Origin of the sequence: Streptomyces sp. NPDC058469 (assembly GCF_042721125.1) — a bacterium.
Lineage (GTDB): Bacteria > Actinomycetota > Actinomycetes > Streptomycetales > Streptomycetaceae > Streptomyces.
In genome coordinates this window covers 1-21,549 of the sequence record NZ_JBHXME010000085.1, presented here as the reverse complement: position 1 = coordinate 21,549, position 21,549 = coordinate 1, and the positions used below count along the sequence as shown (strand labels likewise).

Genomic DNA, 21,549 nt, shown 5'->3' with positions numbered 1-21,549 from the left:
GTTCGCGCGTATCAATGGCTGATACAGAACGTGGCCGGAACCCGGAAGATCCCCCTCACGTCTAGTGTTCCGGGCGTCACGGAGCGGGCATGAACAGCTGTGCGAAACCCGTGAGTAGTTGAGAGGGATGAAAGAGCAGTGACCGAGGGTGTCGGCATCCACGCGGGGGATGTGCCGGACGATGCGACCGCCGCCGAGGCCGGTATGTGGCAGGCCTTCCGCAACGGCAGCGTGTACGACCTGAGCAGCGGCGACAGTGTCGTCGACGATCCGCACGGCGGACATCCGTGGGGCCCGGAGCGGACCGTGCGGGCACGGTTCGTGTGCTGGCTGCTCCTCGACGGCCCACCCGCGCTGTCGGGCCGGGTGGCCTCCCTGAAACTCACCGGCGTGCAGATCAGCGGCGTGCTGGACCTGGCGGGCGGCACCGTCACGCCGTACGTCGAGCTGAAGGGCTGCCGTTTCGAGCGGGAGGTGCTGCTGCCGGAGGCCCGCTTCCAGACCGTACGGCTGGTGGACTGCTCGGTGCCGCGGCTGGAGGCGGCGCGGGTGCACACGGAGGGTGACCTGCATCTGCCGCGCTGCCGCTTCCACAACGGCGTCCGGCTGACCGACGCGCACATCGGCACCGATCTGCTGCTCAACCAGGCGATCGTCTACCGGGACCGCACGGGGCGTTCGATCGCCGCCGACGGCATGACCGTGGGCCAGGATCTGCAGGCCGAACTTCTGGAATCGCATGGCGAGTTGAGCCTGCGCAGCGCCAAGGTGGGCGTCTCGTTGAGCCTGCGCGGCGCCCGGCTGGCCAACCCGTACACCCGGCTCGCCCTGAACGCGCCGCAGCTGACCGTGGGCCGCACCCTGTACCTCACCCCGGCGGGCGTCGGTGGCCCGTGGCTGAGCGGCACGACCCCCGCGCGCGGGACCCGCATCCAGCGTTTCTCGTGCCAGGGCGGGGTGCGGCTGGACGACGGGCGGTTCGGGGACGCGGTGGACCTGGAGCGGGCCCGGTTCACCTTCACGGACGACCAGGAGCTGTCGCTGCTGCGCGTGCAGACGCCCGAGCTGCGCTTCCTCGGGGAGCAGCCGCGACGCGGCAAGGTGGTGCTGTCGGGGGCGCGGGTCGTCAACCTGATCGACGCGGCGGGCAGTTGGCCGAGCCCTGGCAACCTCCACATGGGCGGCTTCGTGTACGAGAACCTCGTACCGCAGGGCCCGTTCCCGCTGGACGTCCGTCTCGACTGGGTGGCGGCGGCGACCGCCGAGTACAACCCGGAGCCGTACGAGCGGCTCGCGACCGTGCTGCGCAACGCGGGTGAGGACGAGGACGCGCGCGAGGTGCTGCTCGCCAAGCAGCGCCGGCGCCGGGAGAGCCTGCCGGTCGCGGCCAAGGTGTGGGGGGTCGTGCAGGACTGGACGGTCGCCTACGGGTACCGGCCGGGCCGGGCGGCCGTATGGATGGCGGTGTTGTGGGCGGCGAGCTCGCTGGCCTTCGCGCACGCCGACCACGCTCCGGTGAACAGCACCGGGCATCCGCCGTGGAGCCCGGCCCTGTTCGCGCTGGACCTGCTGCTGCCGGTGATCGACCTGGGGCAGGCGGGCCAGTGGCAGCTGCACGGCGGCTGGCAGTGGCTGTCGGTGGCGCTGATCCTGCTGGGGTGGATCCTGGCCACCACGGTGGCGGCGGGCGCCACACGGCTGCTCAGACGCGGCTAGGACCCCTCTCGCCGGGGCCCGTGCACAGCACTCGAACAGTTGAGCAACAGTCACCTTTTGCCGGGGCTTGACCGGGGCTCGTACAACTTTCAGCCGGGTACTCAAACGGTCTGGCGCACTCCGGATCCACGGTCCTTCAATGGTCGACACCATGGCTCTGCTGCGCGCGTTCATCCGTACCGCCCGGATGGCAAGGAACACCTCGCGGCTCGCCGCCGGGCTGCCGGCCGACGACGAGGTCCTCCTCGACGCGCCCGACGACCGGCTCGGCCCCGCGCTGGTCGCGGCCGGGCGCGGCGAGTACGGCCCGGCCTCCGAGCTGCTGGCCGCAACGCGCGCGTCCGCCGAGTGGGAGGACCGCGACCGCCACACGCTCCGGCTCGCCGCGTTCGCCCGCTGCCGCCCCGAGTGGCTGGAGGCCTGGTGCGCCGCCGCCCCGCAGGACCCGGACGCGCTGCTGCTCACGGCTCAGCTGGCGATGGACCGCTGCTGGGAGTCGCCGGCCCGCGCCGAGCTGCTGCGCGAACTGAGCCCGCTGATCACGGCGGCGGCCGAGGCGGAGCCGCGCGACCCGGTGCCGTGGCGCGTCGCCCTCGACCGGGCGCGGGGCACGAACGCCGGGCACACCGAGTTCGAGCGGCTGTGGGGCGAGGCGGTCCGCCGTTCCCCGCACCACTACGGCTGCCATGTGGCCGCCCTCCGGTACCTGTCGGCGCCCTGCTGCGCGCAGTGGGGGGACAGACCCCACACCGCCCGCTGCTCCCACCGCGAGTGCTTCGACTTCGCCGAGCCGGCCGCGCAGGACGCCCTGCCGGGCTCGCTCGTCCAGGCGCTGCCGGTGCGCGCGGCCTTCGCCTGCCTGACCGACGGCTGCGGTCCTACGGTGCCCCGCGCCCGGCTGGACGCGGCGGCCGACCTGGCCATCGCCCTCTCGGCCACGTACGCGGCGGCCGACCCCTGGCCCGCCGAGGTCCGCAACCTCCTCACCTACGTACTCATCCGCCTCGAACGCTGGACGGACGCCTTGGACCAGCTGCGCCTGATCGGCCCGTACGCCACGTCCTTCCCGTGGGACCGGATCTCGGACGACCCGCTCGGCCAGTTCCTGGAAGTGCGCGACGGCGTACGGATAGCGGTGGCCTCGGAACTGCCGCTGGGCGGGCCGGTTCCGCCCGTTCTGCCGGCGATTCCGACGCAGCCGTGGGGCTTCGAGGACGCGCCACCGTATCCACGGAGTGAGCACGGCGGACGTGCCCGCTCCGGGGACCATTAGGCTTTTGCGCCGTGACCACCGTCCGGCTGCCGCTCTTCCCCCTGAACTCGGTTCTGTTCCCGGGGCTCGTGCTTCCTCTGAACATTTTCGAGGAGCGCTATCGCGCCATGATGCGCGATCTGCTCAAGACCCCTGAGGAGGAATCGCGCCGATTCGCCGTCGTGGCCATCCGCGACGGCCACGAGGTGGCATCGACCGCCCCGGGCATGCCCGACCAGACGGCCGTGCCCGAACGCGGGCCCACGGCCGGCTTCGGCCCCGACCCGCTCAAGGCCTTCCACTCGGTGGGCTGCGTCGCCGACGCGGCGACCATCCGGGAGCGCGCCGACGGCACCTTCGAGGTACTGGCGACGGGCACGACCCGCGTGCGGCTGCTCTCCGTGGACGCCTCGGGCCCGTTCCTGACGGCCGAGCTGGAGACACTGCACGAGGAGAAGGGCGACGAGGCCGGCGCGCTCGCGGAGGGCGTGCTACGCGCGTTCCGCCAGTACCAGAAGCGCCTCGCGGGCGCCCGCGAACGCACCCTGTCGACCGGCGAGGCCGAACTCCCGGACGAACCGGCCGTGGTCTCCTACCTGGTCGCCGCCGCGATGATGCTCGACACGGCGACGAAACAACGCCTCCTCCAGGCCCCCGACACCGCCTCCCGCCTGCGCGACGAACTGAAACTCCTCCGCTCCGAGACGGCCATCATCCGCAACCTGCCGTCCCTCCCCGCATCGGACCTGACCCGAGGCCCGACAAGCCTGAACTGAACCCGGAAACCAAACACTCCGATGGCGAAGAAGTCGAAACAGCAGCAGTCGGGCGGCACCCCGGCGACGGTCGCCCTGACGGCGGCCGGGGTGCCGTACGAACTCCACGCCTACGACCACGACCCCGCCCACCCCTCCTACGGCGAGGAGGCGGCCGAAGCGATGGGCGTCTCCCCGGACCGGGTCTTCAAGACCTTGGTGGCGGACGTGGACGGCGCCCTGACGGTCGCGGTCGTCCCGGTGGCAGGCCAGTTGGACCTGAAGGCACTCGCGTCGGCGGTGGGCGGCAAACGCGCGGCGATGGCCGACCCCACCCTCGCCGAACGCACCACGGGCTACGTCCGAGGCGGCATCTCCCCCTTGGGCCAACGCAAAAAACTCCGCACGGTCCTGGACGCCTCCGCCGCCGCCCACCCCACAATCTGCGTCTCGGCGGGCCGCCGCGGCCTGGAGGTCGAACTCTCCCCCGACCACCTGAAGACCCTCACGGATGCGGTACTGGCGCCCATCGGCCGTGCGTAACCCCTCGACGCGGACCCGGTCCTCGGTTAAGCACAAGAAACATGTCGAAGAAAACCAGGAAACGAAAGTGGCGCACCAGGAAGCACAGGGCCAACCACGGCCGCCGACCGGCGTAGACATTTCCGGCTCGCCGTCCGGTGTCTCTCGGGGGGGGCGAGACTTCCCAGCGAGAGGGCGTGACCTCTCGGCACCGGTCCGCAACATCCAGCCCGCCCGGCGTTTGAGGACGAGGCCCCTTCAGGGCCGATGGGGGTCTGGGGGCGCAGCCCCCGGGCGGGGTCGAAGGGGCGGCAGCCCCTGGGGATGGGACGGGTAGGGGCGGCGGGGGCGAAAACCCCTAAGCCGTCGGAGCCCCGTACCCGTCCTTGGGGACCGGCCCCTGCTGCAGATACACCGGCTCAGGATCCCGAGGCCCGAACAGCGCCGTCAGCCCCAGGTGAACGACCAGCGCGGCCACCGGCCAAGCCAGCAACGCCCCCTTCGCCCCCAACTTCAGCGGCGCGGAGAACGTAATCCCCTTACCCACAGCCTTGGCGTGCGCGAGCACATCCTTCGTGGGCCCGAACCACATCCCCAGCCGCCAGGCGAGGAACGAGGCGACCAGCCCACCCAAGGTCAGCGCAGCGACCAGCGGCACTCCCCCACGCCGCCGCAGCAGAAAGACGACAAGCGCGCTCACGACCCCGAAAGCCACGGCAAGCAGAGTGAACGTTCCGTCCACCCCCACCGCCTGCTCCCCTTCGGAGTCCTTGAGGTAGACGACCCAGCTCTTGTCGACCACGTCCCCGACCAGCGGCACATGCGGCGCCAGCCACCACCACAACACCCCGAGCAACACCCCACCGACCGCCGAGGCGACCGTGACGACCACGGCCTCGATCAGTTCGGTCTTCATCCCGGGCCCGTCCTGGCCGTAGGACGCGTCCTGCGGGGCGTGCATGGGATACCCGGCACCCGGGTTGCCCGGCGCGCCCGGAGTGTTCGGGTCACCCGGCGGCTGCCACGGATCGTGCGGGGACTGGTCACGCGGCGGCGGAGGCGGAGTCAGCGGTGCGGTCACTCTGCCATCGTGCCAGGCCCGGCTGTGCGGCGCGTCACCGGACGGCAGCCCGACGGTAGGCCCAGGCGGCGACGGCCAGCGAAACGACCCCGACCCCGGCGCATACGGCGAGGTCACCGAGGACGAGTGCCCAGTCCGGATGCGCCCCGAACGTCTGCGCGAACGCCTCCACGCCGTACGTCGAGGGCACCAGGTCCCGCAGGAACCGCACCGCCTCCGGCATCCGGTCGGCCGGCAGCACGCCAAGGAGCAGCGCCGCCGACATGCCCAACTGCCCGAGCAGCGTGGCGAGTTCGGGGCGCGGTGCAAGCAGCCCCAGGGCCGCCCCGAGCCCGGCGAGCGCGGCCCCGGCGAGCGGGATCACCGCCGCCAGGATCCAGATGTTCCCCATCGGCAGCCCGAACAGCACACACCCGAAGACGGCGGTGAGCGCGGTCCCCGGCACGGTGAAGGAGGCGTACGCCCCCGCCGCGCCCAGCACCACGGCCGCGGGCGGCACGGGCAGGGTGGCGTAGTGGTCGAGCCCGCCGCTGCCGCGCAGCTGCCCGAAGTACTGCGCGAGCAGGTTCAGCCCGACGTAGGCGACGACGAGCACGGACGAGCCGGCGACGACGAACTGGGCGTCGTGGCTCCCGCCGTCGACGACACCGCGCATCATGATCAGGATGCCGACCGACTGGAAGGTCGCCACGAACAGCAGCGGGATCCGCGCGACCCGCGCCCGGGACAGCTGGGCCCGGTACACGGCGGCCATGGAGGGCCACAGCCTGGCCCGCGGCCCCAGCTCGGCCGCGCCCGAGGCGGTGGCCTCCGGCACGGCCAGGGGACCACTCGGCAGAACATCGGCGGATACGACACTCACGTCGCGCTGCTCCTCTCGACGCCGGCAGTCGCCCTGTCCCATACGGATACGACGGCTCGTGTACTCATGCCTTCACCAGCCCCTGCGCGTTTCCGCCCAGTGCCAGATACACGTCCTCCAGGCTGGGCGTGGCCAGGGTGAAGTCGTCCAGGGCGGCGAACGCGGCCCCGCCGGTCACCGTGGCGACGGCCACCCGGGCCTCCTCGGGGGCCAGCCGCAGCGTCCAGCGGCGGCCTGACTCGACGGCCCGGTCCCGCAGCGCGGCGACCTCCGGGACGTCCAGCGGCGGCTTCTCCCGCCACACCAGCTCGACCCGCACCTCGCCCGCGACCTGTTCCTTGAGCCCGGCGGGGGTGTCGCAGGCGATGACCTTGCCCTGGTCCAGGACGGCGACCCGGTCGAGGACGGTCTCGGCCTCGATGACGTTGTGGGTGACAAGCAGCACGGTGCTCCCGCGCTCGGCCCGGCGCCGGTCGACGGCGGACCACACTGCCCTGCGCGCCACCGGATCCATCCCGGTGGTCGGCTCGTCGAGGACCAGCAGCGACCGCTCCCCGACCAGCGCGGCGGCCACACACGCCAGCCGCCGCTGCCCACCGGACAGCTTCTTGAGCGGCCGCCCGGCAACAGCCGTAAGCCCCAACTCGTCGAGTACGGCGTCCCGCTCGGCGCGTGCGTCGCGCAGGTCCAGGCCGCGCAGCCGGGCGGTCGTCTCGGCGGCCAGCGACACGGTCAGTTCGTCGAGCGCGGAGGACTCCTGGCCGAGGTAGGCGAGGATCCGCGCGGCCCGCTCCGGGTGGCGCACGATGTCGTGGCCGAGGATCTCGACGCTGCCGGCGTCGGGCCGCATGAGCCCGGTCAGCTGGCGTACGAGGGTGGACTTGCCGGCGCCGTTCGGCCCGAGCAGCCCGAAGATCTCACCCCGGCGGATGTCGAGGGTCACGTCGTCGGTGGCCCGTACCTCGGGGGTTCCCGGCGCACCGCGTCGGCCGCGCACCGCCGGATAGGTCTTGCTGAGCCCGCGCACCGCGCACACGACATCCCCACCGTGCCGAAGTGCCTGTCCCGCGCGCGTACTCACGGGACGAGACTACGGGGTCCGGGAGCCCTGCCCGCTCGCGGGTCGGTCGAGAACGGCACATCCGTCGGTAAAGACAATCCAGTCACAAGGCGGTTCGACAGCCGGACCGACCGCGTCCGCTCACTCCCCGGCGGGCGCGTGCTCCGCGGCGGTCCGTACGTCGATCTCGCGCCAGAAACCGGCCCGGATCGCGTACCGGTCGTGCTCGTCGATCTGGTCGTCCTTGTGGGCGAGGAGGCCGAACCGGGCGGCGTAGCGCAGCAGTTCGCCGTCGATGCGGTGCGGGACGCGCGGGTACATCCCGGACAGTTTCTGCAGGTGGCTGCCGTGGTCGCCGAGCCGGCCCATCCAGCGGCGGGCGAAGACCTGTCCCACCTCGTAGGGGTCGCCGCCGACCGTGGTGATGTCCTCCTCGCGGTCGGCCCAGCGCTGCTCGGCGGTGGTCAGCTGCGCCAGCGTCGGCATCGAGGCGACCTCGGGCGGCTCGGCGGCGCCGCCCGGCCGGTCGACCCACCCTTTGTCGGAGGACCAGCGCAGGGTCGCGCTCGCGGGCTGCTGTACGGGCTGGGCGGCACCGGGGGCCTTCAGGCTCGCCAGGTCCTTCGGGGTGGGCACGCCCTTGGGCGCGGGCACCCGCTCCTGTGCGCCGTTCTCCGAGCCGGCCTCCGCCGCCGCGTGCTCGCCCTCCTCGGCGGCCCGCTCGCGCGCCGCCCGCGGCGCGGACTCCGGCAGCGGCGCGGACAGGATCGCGGCGATCTCCGGCCGCGGCACGGGCGGCGGCGCACACACCCCACCGAGATCCTTCGCCCGTACGGCCTTGGTGATCCAGGTCCGGTCCAGCACCCGCCGCTCGTCGGCCTCGGCGACCAGGTCCTCGGACTGGTTGTAGTCCCCGTCCGCGGCCTGCACGGCCCACAGGTGTACGGCGACGCCGTGCTCCTTGGCGGCCATCATGCCCGGCAGCAGGTCCCCGTCGCCGGTGACGAGCACGACGTCGGAGCAGGCGCGGTTGCGGGCCAGCTCGGTCAGCTCGGCGTGCATGGCGGCGTCGACGCCCTTCTGCGCCCAGCGGCCGTCGCTGCGGGTCAGGGCGCCGAGGCGAACGGTGACACGGGGCATCACGCGCAGCCTGCGGTGCTCGGGCTGCGGGACGCGGTCGGGGGCGCCGTCGAACCAGTAGATGCGCAGCAGGGGCCGCTCGGTGTCGGACTCGGCTCGCTCGCGCAGACCCTGGATGAGGGCGGCGTGATCGACGGTGATGCGGGAACGCGAGGAATCTCCGGCGAGGAGACTGGCTGCGGCCCCCAGCAGATACCCGGCGTCCACCAGGACGATGCAGCGGTCCACGCGACTCACCCTCTTCCCGGTCGGTTTGCTTCGGGCTTGCTTCGAGTCTGCCCGACCGCACAAGGGTTAACGGCCCGAACTCGATCTTCGGCGTGGCGTTTCGGGGCTTCTCTCTCGCATCAACCATGTCACACACGGTAATTATCCGAAATGCGTTCTTCGTCAGCCTATGTGAATCTGGTCGCGGCCCTGGCCCCTAGTTCCCCCTCAGGAGGCAGATCCCCATGGCCAAGAACAAGCACCGTGACCGTAAGCAGCCGCAGTCCGAGCGCGCCGAGGAGCAGGCCAAGTCGTCCTCGATGCAGGACCAGGCCGAACAGCGCATATCCCAGGCGACTCCCAGCGACATGGCCCGCAAGGGCCGGGAGAAGCGCTTCGGCCACAACTGACCTCCGCATATCGGGTCGTTGAGACCCGTATCAGGTTGTTGAGACCCAGGCACACACCGAGGGGCGGCACCGGCGACGGGTGGGCCCCGCGGGCAAGTGTGTCGCGCACCCCGCCCGGCCGGCCCGGCCCCGCCGCACCGACAAAACGCCCAAAACGGCCGGGTCGGGCTTCACCCGGTGCTTGTCCAGGCGCAGGATCGTGGTCTTGGTCGGGCCCTGGAGCTTGATGCGGACCTCGCTGTCGCCCCGGTGGTGGCTGAGGATCTCACCGAGCCTGCTGACCATGGGCGGGGTGACCCTGGTCGCCGGGATGGTGAGGATCACGGGCGCGTTGGTGCCCGCGTTCGACAGGTCGGGGACCATCATCTCCATCGCGACGAGCCGCGGCACGTCCTCGCGCTTGTCGAGGCGACCCTTGACGAACACGATGGTGTCCTCGACGAGTTGGGTCGAGATGAGCTGGTAGGTCGCCGGGAAGAACATGCACTCGATCGAGCCCGCGAGGTCCTCGACGGTGGCGATCGCCCAGGCGTTGCCCTGCTTGGTCATCTTGCGCTGGAGGCCCGAGATGATGCCGCCGATGGTGACGACCGCGCCGTCGGAGTGCTCACCTCCGGTGAGCTGGGCGATGCCCGCGTCGGCCTTGTCGGACAGCACGTGCTCCAGGCCGAAGAGCGGGTGGTCGGAGACGTACAGACCGAGCATCTCCCGCTCCTGCGCGAGGAGATACGTCTTCTCCCACTCGTCGGTGGTGAACTCCACGTCGAGTCCGAAGCCGGGCTCGCTGGTGTCCTCCTCGCCCATGCCGCCGAAGAGGTCGAACTGCCCCTCGGCCTCCTTGCGCTTGACCGCCACCACGTTGTCGATCATCGGCTCGAAGTGCGCGGTGAGGCCCTTGCGGGTGTGCCCCAGGGTGTCGAACGCACCGGCCTTGATGAGGGATTCGGTGGTGCGCTTGTTGCAGGCGGCGGCCTCGACCTTGTCCAGGTAGTCGGGGAAGGAGCCGTACTTCCCCTTCGCCTTGCGGGACCTGATGATCGAGTCGACCACGTTCGTGCCGACGTTGCGCACGGCCTCCAGGCCGAAGAGGATCACGTCGTCGCCCTGGGCGGCGAAGTTGTGCACCGACTCGTTGACGTTCGGCGGGAGCACCTTGATCTTCATGCGCCGGCACTCGTTGAGGTAGATCGCGGACTTGTCCTTGTCGTCCTTGACCGAGGTGAGCAGCGCCGCCATGTACTCGGCCGGGTAGTTGGCCTTCAGGTAGGCGGTCCAGTACGACACCAGGCCGTACGCGGCGGAGTGCGCCTTGTTGAAGGCGTAGCCGGCGAAGGGGACCAGGACGTCCCACAGGCCCTGGATCGCCGCGTCGCTGTAGCCGTTCTTCTGGGCGCCGGCCTGGAAGATGGTGAAGTTCTTCGCCAGCTCGTCGGCCTTCTTCTTGCCCATCACTCGGCGCAGGATGTCGGCCTCGCCGAGCGAGTACCCGGCGACGATCTGCGCGGCCTTCTGCACCTGCTCCTGGTACACGATCAGGCCGTAGGTCACCGCGAGGACCTCCTCAAGGGGCTCCTCCAGCTCCTTGTGGATCGGCGTGATCTCCTGGCGGCCGTTCTTGCGCTCGGCGTAGTTGATGTGCGAGTTCATGCCCATCGGGCCGGGCCGGTACAGGGCGGAGACTGCGGAGATGTCCTCGAAGTTGTCGGGCTGCATCTGGCGCAGCAGCGAGCGCATCGGGCCGCCGTCGAACTGGAAGACGCCCAACGTGTCGCCGCGGCAGAGCAGTTCGAAGGTCTTGGGGTCGTCCAGCGGGAGGGCGAGCATCTCCAGGTCGATGCCCTTGTTGGACTTCACCATCTTGATGGCGTCGTCCATGATCGTGAGGTTGCGCAGGCCCAGGAAGTCCATCTTCAGCAGGCCGAGCGACTCGCACTGCGGGTAGTCCCACTGCGTGATGGTCACGCCGTCCGTGTGGCGCACCCACACCGGTGCGTGGTCGACGATGGGTTCGCTGGACATGATGACGCCGGCCGCGTGCACGCCCATCTGCCGGACCAGGCCCTCGACGCCCTTGGCGGTGTCGATGACCTTCTTGACGTCCGGCTCGTTCTCGTACATCCCGCGGATCTCGCCCGCCTCGCCGTAGCGGGGGTGCGAGGGGTTGGTGATGCCGTCGAGGTCGATGCCCTTGCCGAGGACGTCGGCGGGCATCGCCTTGGTGAGGCGGTCGCCCATCGCGTACGGGTAGCCCAGCACGCGCGCGGAGTCCTTGATGGCGTTCTTGGCCTTGATCTTGCCGTAGGTGCCGATCATGGCGACCTTGTCGGCGCCGTACTTCTCCGTCACGTACCGGATCACCTCGACGCGCCTGCGCTCGTCGAAGTCGATGTCGACGTCGGGCATGGAGACGCGCTCGGGGTTGAGGAACCGCTCGAAGATCAGGCCGTGCGGGATGGGGTCGAGGTCGGTGATGCCCATGGCGTACGCGACGATCGAACCGGCCGCGGAACCACGGCCCGGGCCCACCGCGATGCCGTTGTTCTTCGCCCACATGATGAAGTCGGCGACCACAAGGAAGTAGCCCGGGAACCCCATCTGGATGATGACGTCCATCTCGTAGTCCGCCTGCTTCTGGCGGTCGTCGGGGATGCCGCCCGGGAAGCGGCGCTCCATCCCGCGGCGGACCTCCTCCTTGAACCAGGTGATCTCGGTGTAGCCGTCCGGGATGTCGAACTTCGGCATGAGGTTCTTCGCCTCGAACATGCCCGAGGTGTCGATCTGTTCGGCGACCAGGAGGGTGTTGCGGCAGCCCTCCTGCCAGGCGTCCGAGGAGTCCACGGCGTACATCTCGTCGGTGGACTTCAGGTAGTAGCCGGTGCCGTCGAACCGGAAGCGGTCCGGGTCGGAGAGGTTCTTGCCGGTCTGGATGCAGAGCAGGGCGTCGTGCGCGACCGACTCGTGCGCGTACGTGTAGTGCGAGTCGTTGGTCACCAGGGGCGGGATGCCGAGCTTCTTGCCGATGTCCAACAGGCCGTCACGGACCCGGCGTTCAATCTCGATGCCGTGGTCCATCAGCTCCAGGAAGTAGCGGTCCTTGCCGAAGATGTCCTGGTACTCGGCGGCGGCCTTCAGTGCCTCTTCGGGCTGGCCCAGGCGCAGCCGGGTCTGGAGCTCGCCCGAGGGGCAGCCGGTGGAGGCGATGAGGCCCTCGGACCACTGGGAGATGGTCTCCTTGTCCATGCGCGGCCACTTCTGGAGCCAGCCCTCGGCGTACGCGTCCGAGGACAGCTTGAAGAGGTTGTGCAGGCCCGTGCTGTTGGCCGCCCAGATCGTCTTGTGGGTGTAACCACCGGAACCGGACACGTCGTCGCGCTTCTGGTGCGGCTGGCCCCACTGGATCTTGCGCTTGTTGCGCCGCGACTCGGGGGCGACGTACGCCTCGATGCCGATGATCGGCGTGACGCCCGCCTTCTTCGCCGTGTGGAAGAAGTCGTAGGCCCCGTGGAGGTTGCCGTGGTCGGACATCGCGATATGGGTCATGCCCATCTCGTTGCACGCGTCGAACATGTCCTTCAGCCGCGCGGCACCGTCCAGCAGCGAGTACTGGGTGTGGACGTGCAGGTGCGTGAACGGCGGCTTTGACACGGCTTGGCCTCCAGGGGAAACAGTCGACAACAGACAGCGGGCGGTCTGGGGGGACAGGACCGAATCCTATGCCTCGCGACTGACACAAGCGGGGCACTCCCACGTACCTTCGAGCGTTGGAAGGTGACGACAGACCCGTCACATGTCACGCACCACCCGTACCAGGAGGCACAGAGCGATGTCGGTTCCGCAGCTCAACGACGAGCACCGCGGCGAGGAGATCCTTGCCGTCTTCGACACCGCCTTCGGCGAGCTCCTGGCCGCCGACCCGGCCGCGTTCCGCGTGAAGTTCCGCAAGATGGCGGCCTCGGCGTTCGCGTTCTACCGGGGCACGGCGTGCCTCTTCTACCACGACCTCGACGCCGAGAAGCGGGGCGGCCCCTACCTGGACGACCGCACCTCGCGCGTGTGGATCCACGGCGACCTGCACGCCGAGAACTTCGGCACGTACATGGACTCGAACGGCCGCCTGGTCTTCAACGTCAACGACTTCGACGAGGCGTACGTCGGCCCGTTCACCTGGGACCTCAAGCGCTTCGCCGCCTCCGTGGCGCTCGTGGGGTACGCGAAGGCGCTGAGCGACGAGCAGATCACCGAGCTGGTGCAGGTCTACGCGGGCGCGTACCGCGAGCGGGTGCACGCGCTGGCGACCGGCGCGAAGAGCGACGAGGTACCGCCGTTCACGCTGGACACGGCCGACGGCCCGCTCCTGGGCGCGCTGCGCACCGCCCGCTCGCTGACCCGCTTCGAGCTGCTGGACTCGATGACCGAGATCCGCGACTTCGAGCGCCGGTTCGCGTCGGGCGGCGGCTCCATCGAGCTGGACGCGGCCACCCGCTACAAGGTCCTCGCGGCGTTCGACGGCTACCTGGAGACGCTTCCCGAGTCCTCCCTGGACCGCCCCGACTCCTACCGGGTCAAGGACGTCGTCGGCCGCCGGGGCATCGGCATCGGTTCGGCGGGACTGCCGTCGTACAACATCCTTCTGGAGGGCAACAGCGACGCCCTGGAGAACGATGTGGTGATCTACATCAAGCAGGCCCAGACGCCGGCCGTCTCGCGGCACATCACGGACGCGGCGATCCGGGACTACTTCCAGCACGAGGGTCACCGCACGGTGATCTCCCAGCGCGCCCTCCAGGCACACGCGGACCCGTGGCTCGGCTGGACCGAGCTGGGCGGGACCGGGCAGCTGGTCGCCGAGGTGTCGCCGTACGCGGTGGACCTGGACTGGAGCGACATCGACGACCCGGAGGAGATCGCCGCCGTCGTCGCGGACCTCGGGCGGGCCACGGCCACGATGCACGCGGCGGCCGACGACCAGTCCGGCGAGTCCCTGGTGCCCTTCTCCACCGAGCGGGCCATCGACGCGGCGATCGCGGCCGACGAGGACGGCTTCGCGGGCGTGCTCGTCGACTTCGCGCACAGCTACGGCACACGCGCGCGTGCCGACCACCAGACCTTCGTCGACCTGTTCCGCAACGGCCGGATTCCGGGTCTGTAACCATCCGTACGCTCACAGGAACCCTTTAGGGGTCCCCTACCGGAGCACATGACAGACTCACCTCCGCTATGGACATATCCGGGATCCAGCTCAGGGCCGTACGCGCGGCGCTGTTCACGGCACTGGTCGTGACGCTCAGCACCGCGTCGCACGTGCTGCTGTCCCGGGTTCCGCTTCCGCTCGGCACGGTGGCGGCGATCGCCGCCACCGTGTTCGTGCTCGCCTTCGCGCTGGCGGGCCGCGAGCGCGGCTTCGGCAGGATCGCCGTGCTGCTGATCCCGCTGGAACTGGCCGCCGACACGGTGTTCACCACCGGCCAGCACGCCTGCTACGGCAGGGCGGGCGGCCCGGTCGCCGGACCGCTGCGCGCGGTCGGCCTGGACGTGTTGTGCAGCGGCGGCGGCGTGGGCACCTCGCTGGCCCGGGTGACCGACGATCCCCATCAGGCGGCGGCGCTGCTCGCGCACACCGACGCCACCGCCGCCTGGCTGCTGCTCGGCGCGCACATCGGCGTCGGGCTCCTGGCCGCCGCCTATCTGCGCCGCGGCGAGCGCGCCGTGGCCGAACTGCTGCGCGCGGCAACGGCGGTGGGCTTCCGCCCGCTGCTCCTGGCCGCCGCCGCGGTGACGGGCCGGCGCACCGCGCCGGTCCGCCGGCTGCCGCGCGCCACGCACCGTACGGCCACCGCCCGTGAGCGGCTGCTGGTGCACTCCCTGGGACGGCGTGGACCGCCGTGCTCGGTCCTGCCCGCGGTCTGAACACCCCACAGGTACCTGAGCACACATAAGTCCCCCACACGTATTCCGCGTACGACGTGTACGCGTCCCATATGGAGATCACCAACATGAGCAAGCGGAACAGCGCGGCGGCGAAGACGCAGGCCCGTGAGCGGCTGCGCGCCGAGCGCGAGCGCCAGGCCAAGCGCGCCAAGGTCAAGCGGCAACTCATAGTCGCCGGTTCGGTCGTCGCCGTCCTCGCGATAGCCGGCGGCATCGGCTACGCCGTCGTACAGAACAACAAGCCCACCTACTGGGAGTCGGCGAAGGACGACAAGCTCGTCAAGCCGGCCAACACCACCGGCACCAACGGCACGACCCTCGTCCTCGGCAAGAGCACCGCCAAGAAGACCCTGGTCATGTACGAGGACCCGCGCTGCCCGATCTGCGCCCAGTTCGAGCAGACCGTCGGCACGACCGTGAAGAGCGACTGGGACGCCGGCAAGTTCAAGATCCAGTACGTCGGCGCCACGTTCATCGACAACAAGGACAACGGCCAGGGCTCCAAGAACGCGCTGAGCGCCATGGGTGCCGCGCTGAACGTCAGTCCCGAGGCGTTCCTCGAGTACAAGACCGCGCTCTACTCGACGAAGTACCACCCGGACGAGACGACCGACAAGTTCAAGGACGACTCGTACCTGATCAAGGTCGCGAACACCGTTCCCGCCCTGAAGAACAACGCGGCCTTCCAGAAGGCCGTGAAGGCCGGCACCTACGACAAGTGGGCGCTGGACATGTCCGCCACGTTCGACAAGAGCGGGGTGACCGGCACCCCGACCCTGAAGATGGACGGCAAGACGCTGACCGGCTCGGACGGCACGAACGCGCCGATGACGGTGGCCGACTTCACCACGGCGATCACGGCGGCCCTCAAGGCCTGAGCCTTCTTGTAAGAAGCGCGGTGGAAGAGCGGGCGAACTTTACGAGTTCGCCCGCTCTCGTTAATACCGGTCAGTAACCTAGTCGCTCGTGACCAGTCGATACAGACCACCCGAGGACGTCAACTCGCCCTCCCCACGCCGCCGTACGGTCGTCAAGGCCGCGGCCGCCACCGCCGTCCTGGCCGGCCCGCTCGCCGCCGCACTGCCCGCCCGGGCCGCGACCGGGGCACCCGCCTTCCTGCACGGGGTCGCCTCCGGGGACCCGCTCCCGGACGGCGTCCTGCTGTGGACCCGGGTGACGCCCACCGCCGAGGCGGTCCCCGGCTCCGGGCTCGGCCCGGACACCGAGGTGAGCTGGACCGTCGCCAGGGACAAGGCGTTCACGAACGTCGTCTCCAAGGGCTCCCTCACCGCGACCGCCGCCTCCGACCACACCGTCAAGGCCGACATCCGCGGCCTGGAACCGGCCACCGACTACTACTTCCGCTTCTCGGCCGGCGGCACCGAGTCCCCGGCGGCGCGCACCCGCACCGCGCCGGCGGCGGACGCGAACGTGTCCGGCCTGCGCTTCGGCGTCGTCACCTGTGCCAACTGGGAGGCCGGTTACTTCGCGTCGTACCGCCATCTCGCGGCCCGGAACGACCTCGACGCGTGGCTGCATCTCGGGGACTACGTCTACGAGTACAAGTCCGGCGAGTACGCGGCGCGCGGCACGGTCGTACGGCCGCACGCGCCCCTGAACGAGATCATCACGCTCGCCGACTACCGCACCCGGCACGGCAAGTACAAGACCGACCCGGACCTCCAGGCCCTGCACCTGAAGGCGCCGGTCGTCGCGATCTGGGACGACCACGAGTTCGCGGACAACGCCTGGTCGGGCGGCGCGGTCAACCACACCGAGGGCGCCGAGGGGACCTGGACGGCCCGTCAAGCCGCCGCGAAACAGGCGTACTTCGAGTGGATGCCGGTCCGCCCGGCGATCGCGGGCACCACCTACCGCCGCCTGCGCTTCGGCAGGCTCGCGGACCTCTCACTCCTCGACCTGCGCTCCTTCCGCTCGCAGCAGGCGAGTTCGGGCAGCGGTTCGGTCGACGACCCGGACCGTACGATAACGGGACGCGCCCAACTCGACTGGCTGAAGGCCGGGTTGAAGGCGTCGGACACCAAGTGGCGGCTGGTCGGCAACTCGGTGATGATCGCGCCGTTCGTCGTCGGCGCGCTCTCCGCCGACCTGTTGAAGCCGCTCGCCGAACTGCTGGGCCTGCCGCAGGAGGGGCTCGCCGTCAACACCGACCAGTGGGACGGCTACACCGACGACCGCCGTGAACTCCTCGCCCATCTGCGCTCGAACGCGATCGGCAACACGGTCTTCCTCACCGGCGACATCCACATGTCCTGGGCCAACGACGTGCCGGTGGACGCCGGGACGTACCCGCTGTCGCCGTCCGCGGCAACCGAGTTCGTGATCACCTCGGTGACCTCCGACAACCTCGACGACATCGTGAAGGTCCCCGAGGGCACGGTCTCCGCGCTCGCCGCACCGGTCATCCAGCTCGCCAACCGGCACGTCCACTGGGTCGACACGGACCGCCACGGTTACGGCGTCCTGGACATCACCGCCGACCGGGCGCAGATGGACTACTACGTCCTGTCCGACCGCACGTCGGCCACCGCGACCTCGTCCTGGGAGCGGTCGTACCGGACGCGGAGCGGCACGCAGAAGGTGGAGCGGGCGTACGACCCGGTGTAGCCGATCCCGTGTGACCGAAGGCTTGTGACTACAGGCTGTCGAGGAAGCCGAGCGCCACCCGCCAGGTGGCCTCGGCCGCCTCCTCGTCGTAGTCCGGGAGGCCGGGGTCGGTGTACAGGTGACCGGCTCCGGCGTACCGGTAGATCTCGACGTCGGCGCCGGCCCTGCCCATCTGGAGATACCAGGAGCTGAGCCAGTCGTCGGTCTCGAACTGGTCGGGCTCGGCGACGTGCAGTTGCACTGGCAGGTCATCAACGGAGGCGTTGGCCGCGATGTCCGAGGTGCCGTGCAGGAGGAGCAGTCCGCGGGCCTTCTCGTCGCCGAGGGCGAGGGTCTGCGCGACAGAGGCGCCGAGCGAGAAACCGGCGTAGACGAGGCCGCGGTCGAAGTAGGGGGCGGCGGCCAGCACGGCCCGCTTGAGCAGCTCGTCCTTGCCGATCCCGTCGTTGAAGGCCATGCCCTCCTCGACCGTCTCGAACGTGCTCCCCTCGAAGAGGTCCGGCGTCCACACCTCGTGGCCCGCCGCGCGCAGCCGCTCGGCGGCGTCGCGCACCGCCGGCCGGAGACCGTACGTCGAGTGGAAGAGCATGATGTTCATGAAGCCATCGTGCCAGTACGGTCGGACACATGGAGAACGTACTGCGCCCGCTGATCGTCATCGGCGGCTCCGTCGTCCTCACGCTGCTCATCGGCTGGGTCACCGACCTGCTGCTGCGCAAGGCGGACGCCCGGCACGACGACACCTCATTGTGGGGCCTGCTGCGCCGCGGCCGCGTGCCCTACCAGCTGGTGCTCTGCGCGGCCCTGCTCAGAGGCTCCTACGACCATGCGCAACTGCTGGAGGAGCACCGGGTCGGCATCGGCCAGACCCTGACCCTGGTGCTGATCGGCGCCACCGCCTGGCTGATGATCCGGATCGCGTCCGCGATCGTGGAGTCCTCGTACTCGCGCTACGCCCGCGCCTCCCACGACGCGGCCCGGGTCCGGCGGGTCAGGACCCAGGTGACGCTGATCACTCGGGTGGTGGCCGCGATCGTCGGTGTGGTGGCGGTCGCCTCGATGCTGCTGACGTTCCCGGCGATGCGCGCGGCCGGTGCCTCACTGCTGGCCTCGGCGGGCGTCCTCGGCATCGTCGCCGGTGTCGCCGCCCAGTCGACGCTCGCCAACCTCTTCGCGGGGCTGCAGATCGCCTTCGGCGACATGGTCCGCATCGGCGACACCGTGGTGGTGGACGGCGAGTGGGGCACGATCGAGGAGATCACCCTGACCTTCCTGACGGTACGCACCTGGGACGAGCGCCGGATCACCATGCCGGTGTCGTACTTCACGTCCAAACCGTTCGAGAACTGGTCCCGCGGCACCCCCCAGATGACCGGCATCGTCTACTTCCAGGTCGACCACTCGGCCCCGGTAGACGCGATGCGCGAGCAACTCCGCGAAATCCTCCGCGCCTGCCCCGCCTGGGACGGCCGCAGCTACGGCCTGGTCGTCACCGACACCACCCCGAACACCATGGAGGTCCGGGCCCTGGTCACGGCAAAGGACGCGGACGATATCTGGACGGTGAGGGTCACAGTCCGCGAACAGATGATCCGCTGGCTGTACGTGGAACACCCGTACGCCCTCCCCCGCGTCAACACGGCGGACGCGGCACCGATCCCGGGGGAGGATCCTTCGCCCAATGGGGGATCCAGCCGCCCGGCTCACGAACCTCCGGGGCCCAACCGGGGTTGAGGGCGGGGGCAGGGGCGGCGGAGCAACTCCGGGGCCTCAACGCTTGTGCTGGGCAGGGCTGTTGACCCGGTGGACCTGCGAAGCGACCGGGAACGGGCTGCTACCGAGGGACTCCTGCGACCTGAACGCCCGCGCCCGGCGACGCCGTTGACCTGGACGGCCGGCGAGACGACCGGGACCGGCTGCGGATCAGCAACACTGGGCGCCTCAACGCCCGCTTCCAGCACCGCTGTCAACCCGGCCGACCGGCGAGACGACCGGGACCCCGCGGCCGGCGAGACCAGCCGGTCCAAGGCCGCAGCACCCGCGCCGGGCGCCCCCACCCGCGAACGACAGAGCGCGAACCGGGGGCGAGTGACTCCGAGAGCTCAACGCCCGTACTGGGCAACGCCGTTGGTCTGGACGACCTGCGAGTTCACCTGCCCGGCGGCCGGAGAGACCGGCCGGTCCAAGGCCACAGCACCCGCGCCGGACGCCCCCACCCACGAACGACAGAGCACGAACCGTGGGCGAGTGACTCCGAGAGCTCAACGCCCGTACTGGGCAACACCGTTGGTCTGGACGACCTGCGAGTTCACCTGCCCGGCGGCCGGAGAGACCGGCCGGCCCAAGGCCACAGCACCCGCGCCAGACGCCCCCACCCACGAACGACAGAGCACGAACCGTGGGCGAGTGACTCCGAGAGCTCAACGCCCATACTGGGCAACGCCGTTGGTCTGGACGACCTGCGAGTTCACCTGCCCGGCGGCCGGAGAGACCGGCCGGCCCAAGGCCACAGCACCCGTTCAGGGCAGGCCCTCTCGCCCACGAACGACCGGTCCCGCACCGGGGCCAGACGGGGCCCCGAGCGTCTCAACGCACGTGCTCAGCACCGCGGTTAACCCGGCCGGCCAGCGAGCGAGACGACCAGAACCCGACGGCCGGCGAGACCAGCCGGTCCAAGGCCGCAGCACCCGCGCCGGGCGAGAACCCCTCCCTCACCCACGAACGACAAGACCCCGAGGCGGAGCCGGGCACCTCCGAGCACCTCAACGCCCGCGCTCAACCCTCCTGTTGACCTGAACGACCTGCGTGGTGACCGGGACCCGGCTGGGCAACTCCACACACCTCAACACCCAGGCTTGGCACCGCCATTGACCCGGACGACCCACGAAGCGACCAGAACCCGACCGCGGCCGAGCGACTCCGCCCTCCTCAACGCCCCCGCTCAGCCCCACCATTGACCTGAATCACCTGCGAGGTCACATGCCCCGCGGCCGGTGAGGCGAGCCAGTGCAGGGTCGCGGCGACGTCCCCAGGGGTACCGGCCCGCCCGGTCGACGTGTCGTTGATGAGCCGCTCGCGTCGGGCCTCCGCGATCGCGGGGCCGAAGAACTCCGTGTCCTCGATGTACCCGGGCGCGACCACGTTCACGGTGATGCCGCGTGGCCCGAGATCACGGGCCAGGTCATAGGCGTACGGGTGCAACGCGGCCTTGGCCCCGCCGTACGCGCCGCTCCCCGAACCCCGGTACGCGGCGATGGAACTGACGAACAGCACCCGCCCGCCCGGCTCCGCGAGCCGCGGCTTCAGCGCCTCGGTGAGCAGCGCGGCGCTCAGGGTGTTGATCCGGAAGTTGACGGTCCAGTCGTGCGCGACGCGGTCCAGCGGATCACTGCTCGCGCTCTCCGGTTCCAACGCCCCGGTACCGCCCGCACTGTGCACCAGCACATCCACGGTGCCGAACTCCTCGGCGACGAACTGCTCGACGCCCCGGACCACTTCGGGCTCGCTCAAGTCCCCGGCATACGTCAGCGCCCCCGGCACCGCGGCCTTCTCCAACACCTCGCGCCGCCGCCCGAGGAGCAACACCCGATCCCCGTCAGCCGCGAAGACCTGCGCCGCCGCGAGCCCAATTCCCGTACCGCCACCACTGATTACAACGTTGCGAGCCATAAATCCGAGCGTACAAAAAGCCGGGGGCGAACGCGAAGAACCGCACCCGCAGCCGCCAACGGCGCCGCACTCCCACGGCAGACGCCCCCCCCTCAACCGACGGCGAACGGACGGTGCGTGGGGAGGCCCTTCGACCCTCAGCCGCCAACGGCGCCGAGCCCCCACAACAAACGCCCACCCTCCAACCAACGGCGAACGGGCAGCGCGTGGAGAGGCCATTCGACCCTCAGCCGCCAACGGCGCCGAGCCCCCACAACAAACGTTCGCCTCCAGCCAACGGCGAACGGACGGTGCGTGGAGAGGCCCTTCGACCCTCAGC

At 70.3% G+C, this 21,549-nt stretch carries 16 protein-coding genes and 1 pseudogene; 10 read left to right on the top strand and 7 right to left on the bottom strand.

What is annotated here, in order from left to right:
- Window positions 1–138: 138 nt before the first annotated feature.
- From ACFWP5_RS30590 to ybaK, 4 genes are all read left to right on the top strand, one after another.
- Window positions 139–1,716, top strand: coding sequence for an oxidoreductase (locus tag ACFWP5_RS30590; protein WP_384163554.1), 1,578 nt, complete (start codon window positions 139–141; stop codon window positions 1,714–1,716).
- 139 nt (window positions 1,717–1,855) lie between these two features.
- The gene (locus ACFWP5_RS30585; protein WP_384163551.1) at window positions 1,856–2,989 is read left to right on the top strand and encodes a hypothetical protein; all 1,134 of its coding nucleotides are present in this window, start codon (window positions 1,856–1,858) and stop codon (window positions 2,987–2,989) included.
- A gap of 11 nt (window positions 2,990–3,000) precedes the next feature.
- Window positions 3,001–3,744, top strand: coding sequence for an LON peptidase substrate-binding domain-containing protein (locus tag ACFWP5_RS30580; RefSeq protein ID WP_384163549.1), 744 nt, complete (start codon window positions 3,001–3,003; stop codon window positions 3,742–3,744).
- 21 nt (window positions 3,745–3,765) lie between these two features.
- Window positions 3,766–4,266, top strand: a complete 501-nt coding sequence (gene ybaK / locus ACFWP5_RS30575; RefSeq protein WP_384163546.1) for a Cys-tRNA(Pro) deacylase — start codon at window positions 3,766–3,768, stop codon at window positions 4,264–4,266.
- A 337-nt stretch (window positions 4,267–4,603) separates the two neighbouring features.
- Here the strand turns inward: ybaK and ACFWP5_RS30570 are convergent, their stop codons facing one another.
- The 4 genes from ACFWP5_RS30570 to ACFWP5_RS30555 form a co-directional block, all read right to left on the bottom strand.
- Window positions 4,604–5,326 carry a DUF2567 domain-containing protein gene (locus ACFWP5_RS30570; RefSeq protein WP_384163543.1) on the bottom strand — a complete coding sequence of 241 codons (723 nt, stop codon included), beginning with the start codon at window positions 5,324–5,326 and terminating at the stop codon, window positions 4,604–4,606.
- Between the two features lie 34 nt (window positions 5,327–5,360).
- Window positions 5,361–6,188, bottom strand: a complete 828-nt coding sequence (locus ACFWP5_RS30565) for an ABC transporter permease (RefSeq protein WP_384163540.1) — start codon at window positions 6,186–6,188, stop codon at window positions 5,361–5,363.
- A 64-nt stretch (window positions 6,189–6,252) separates the two neighbouring features.
- Entirely contained in the window at window positions 6,253–7,224 is a 972-nt protein-coding gene (locus ACFWP5_RS30560) for an ABC transporter ATP-binding protein (protein WP_384163634.1), read from the bottom strand.
- Window positions 7,225–7,389: 165 nt separating this feature from the next.
- Window positions 7,390–8,616 carry an NYN domain-containing protein gene (locus tag ACFWP5_RS30555; RefSeq protein WP_384163537.1) on the bottom strand — a complete coding sequence of 409 codons (1,227 nt, stop codon included), beginning with the start codon at window positions 8,614–8,616 and terminating at the stop codon, window positions 7,390–7,392.
- A gap of 224 nt (window positions 8,617–8,840) precedes the next feature.
- Between ACFWP5_RS30555 and ACFWP5_RS30550 the strand changes: the two genes are divergently transcribed.
- Window positions 8,841–9,005 (top strand): hypothetical protein, encoded by a 165-nt coding sequence (locus tag ACFWP5_RS30550; protein ID WP_199827393.1) that lies wholly within the window; start codon window positions 8,841–8,843, stop codon window positions 9,003–9,005.
- 108 nt (window positions 9,006–9,113) lie between these two features.
- On the opposite strand, the pseudogene dnaE reads toward ACFWP5_RS30550, so the two are convergent.
- Window positions 9,114–12,650, bottom strand: a pseudogene (dnaE, locus tag ACFWP5_RS30545) (DNA polymerase III subunit alpha); the annotation flags it as partial.
- A gap of 178 nt (window positions 12,651–12,828) precedes the next feature.
- On the opposite strand from dnaE, the gene ACFWP5_RS30540 reads away from it, so the two are divergent.
- The 4 genes from ACFWP5_RS30540 to ACFWP5_RS30525 all read left to right on the top strand — a co-directional run bounded on the left by ACFWP5_RS30540 (window position 12,829) and on the right by ACFWP5_RS30525 (window position 17,561).
- Window positions 12,829–14,154, top strand: coding sequence for a DUF2252 domain-containing protein (locus tag ACFWP5_RS30540; protein WP_384163534.1), 1,326 nt, complete (start codon window positions 12,829–12,831; stop codon window positions 14,152–14,154).
- A gap of 68 nt (window positions 14,155–14,222) precedes the next feature.
- The gene (locus tag ACFWP5_RS30535; RefSeq protein ID WP_384163531.1) at window positions 14,223–14,912 is read left to right on the top strand and encodes a hypothetical protein; all 690 of its coding nucleotides are present in this window, start codon (window positions 14,223–14,225) and stop codon (window positions 14,910–14,912) included.
- Between the two features lie 86 nt (window positions 14,913–14,998).
- Entirely contained in the window at window positions 14,999–15,811 is an 813-nt protein-coding gene (locus ACFWP5_RS30530; RefSeq protein ID WP_384163528.1) for a thioredoxin domain-containing protein, read from the top strand.
- Between the two features lie 88 nt (window positions 15,812–15,899).
- The gene (locus ACFWP5_RS30525) at window positions 15,900–17,561 is read left to right on the top strand and encodes an alkaline phosphatase D family protein (protein WP_384163525.1); all 1,662 of its coding nucleotides are present in this window, start codon (window positions 15,900–15,902) and stop codon (window positions 17,559–17,561) included.
- 28 nt (window positions 17,562–17,589) lie between these two features.
- Here the strand turns inward: ACFWP5_RS30525 and ACFWP5_RS30520 are convergent, their stop codons facing one another.
- Window positions 17,590–18,159: a dienelactone hydrolase family protein gene (locus tag ACFWP5_RS30520; RefSeq protein ID WP_384163522.1), complete on the bottom strand. Its 570-nt coding sequence runs from the start codon at window positions 18,157–18,159 to the stop codon at window positions 17,590–17,592.
- A 29-nt stretch (window positions 18,160–18,188) separates the two neighbouring features.
- Here ACFWP5_RS30520 and ACFWP5_RS30515 point away from each other — a divergent pair, with 29 nt between their 5' ends.
- Window positions 18,189–19,295, top strand: coding sequence for a mechanosensitive ion channel family protein (locus tag ACFWP5_RS30515; RefSeq protein ID WP_384163518.1), 1,107 nt, complete (start codon window positions 18,189–18,191; stop codon window positions 19,293–19,295).
- 1,194 nt (window positions 19,296–20,489) lie between these two features.
- Here the strand turns inward: ACFWP5_RS30515 and ACFWP5_RS30510 are convergent.
- Complete coding sequence (locus tag ACFWP5_RS30510) at window positions 20,490–21,230, bottom strand: SDR family NAD(P)-dependent oxidoreductase (protein ID WP_384163515.1); 741 nt, start codon at window positions 21,228–21,230, stop codon at window positions 20,490–20,492.
- Window positions 21,231–21,549 lie beyond the last annotated feature (319 nt).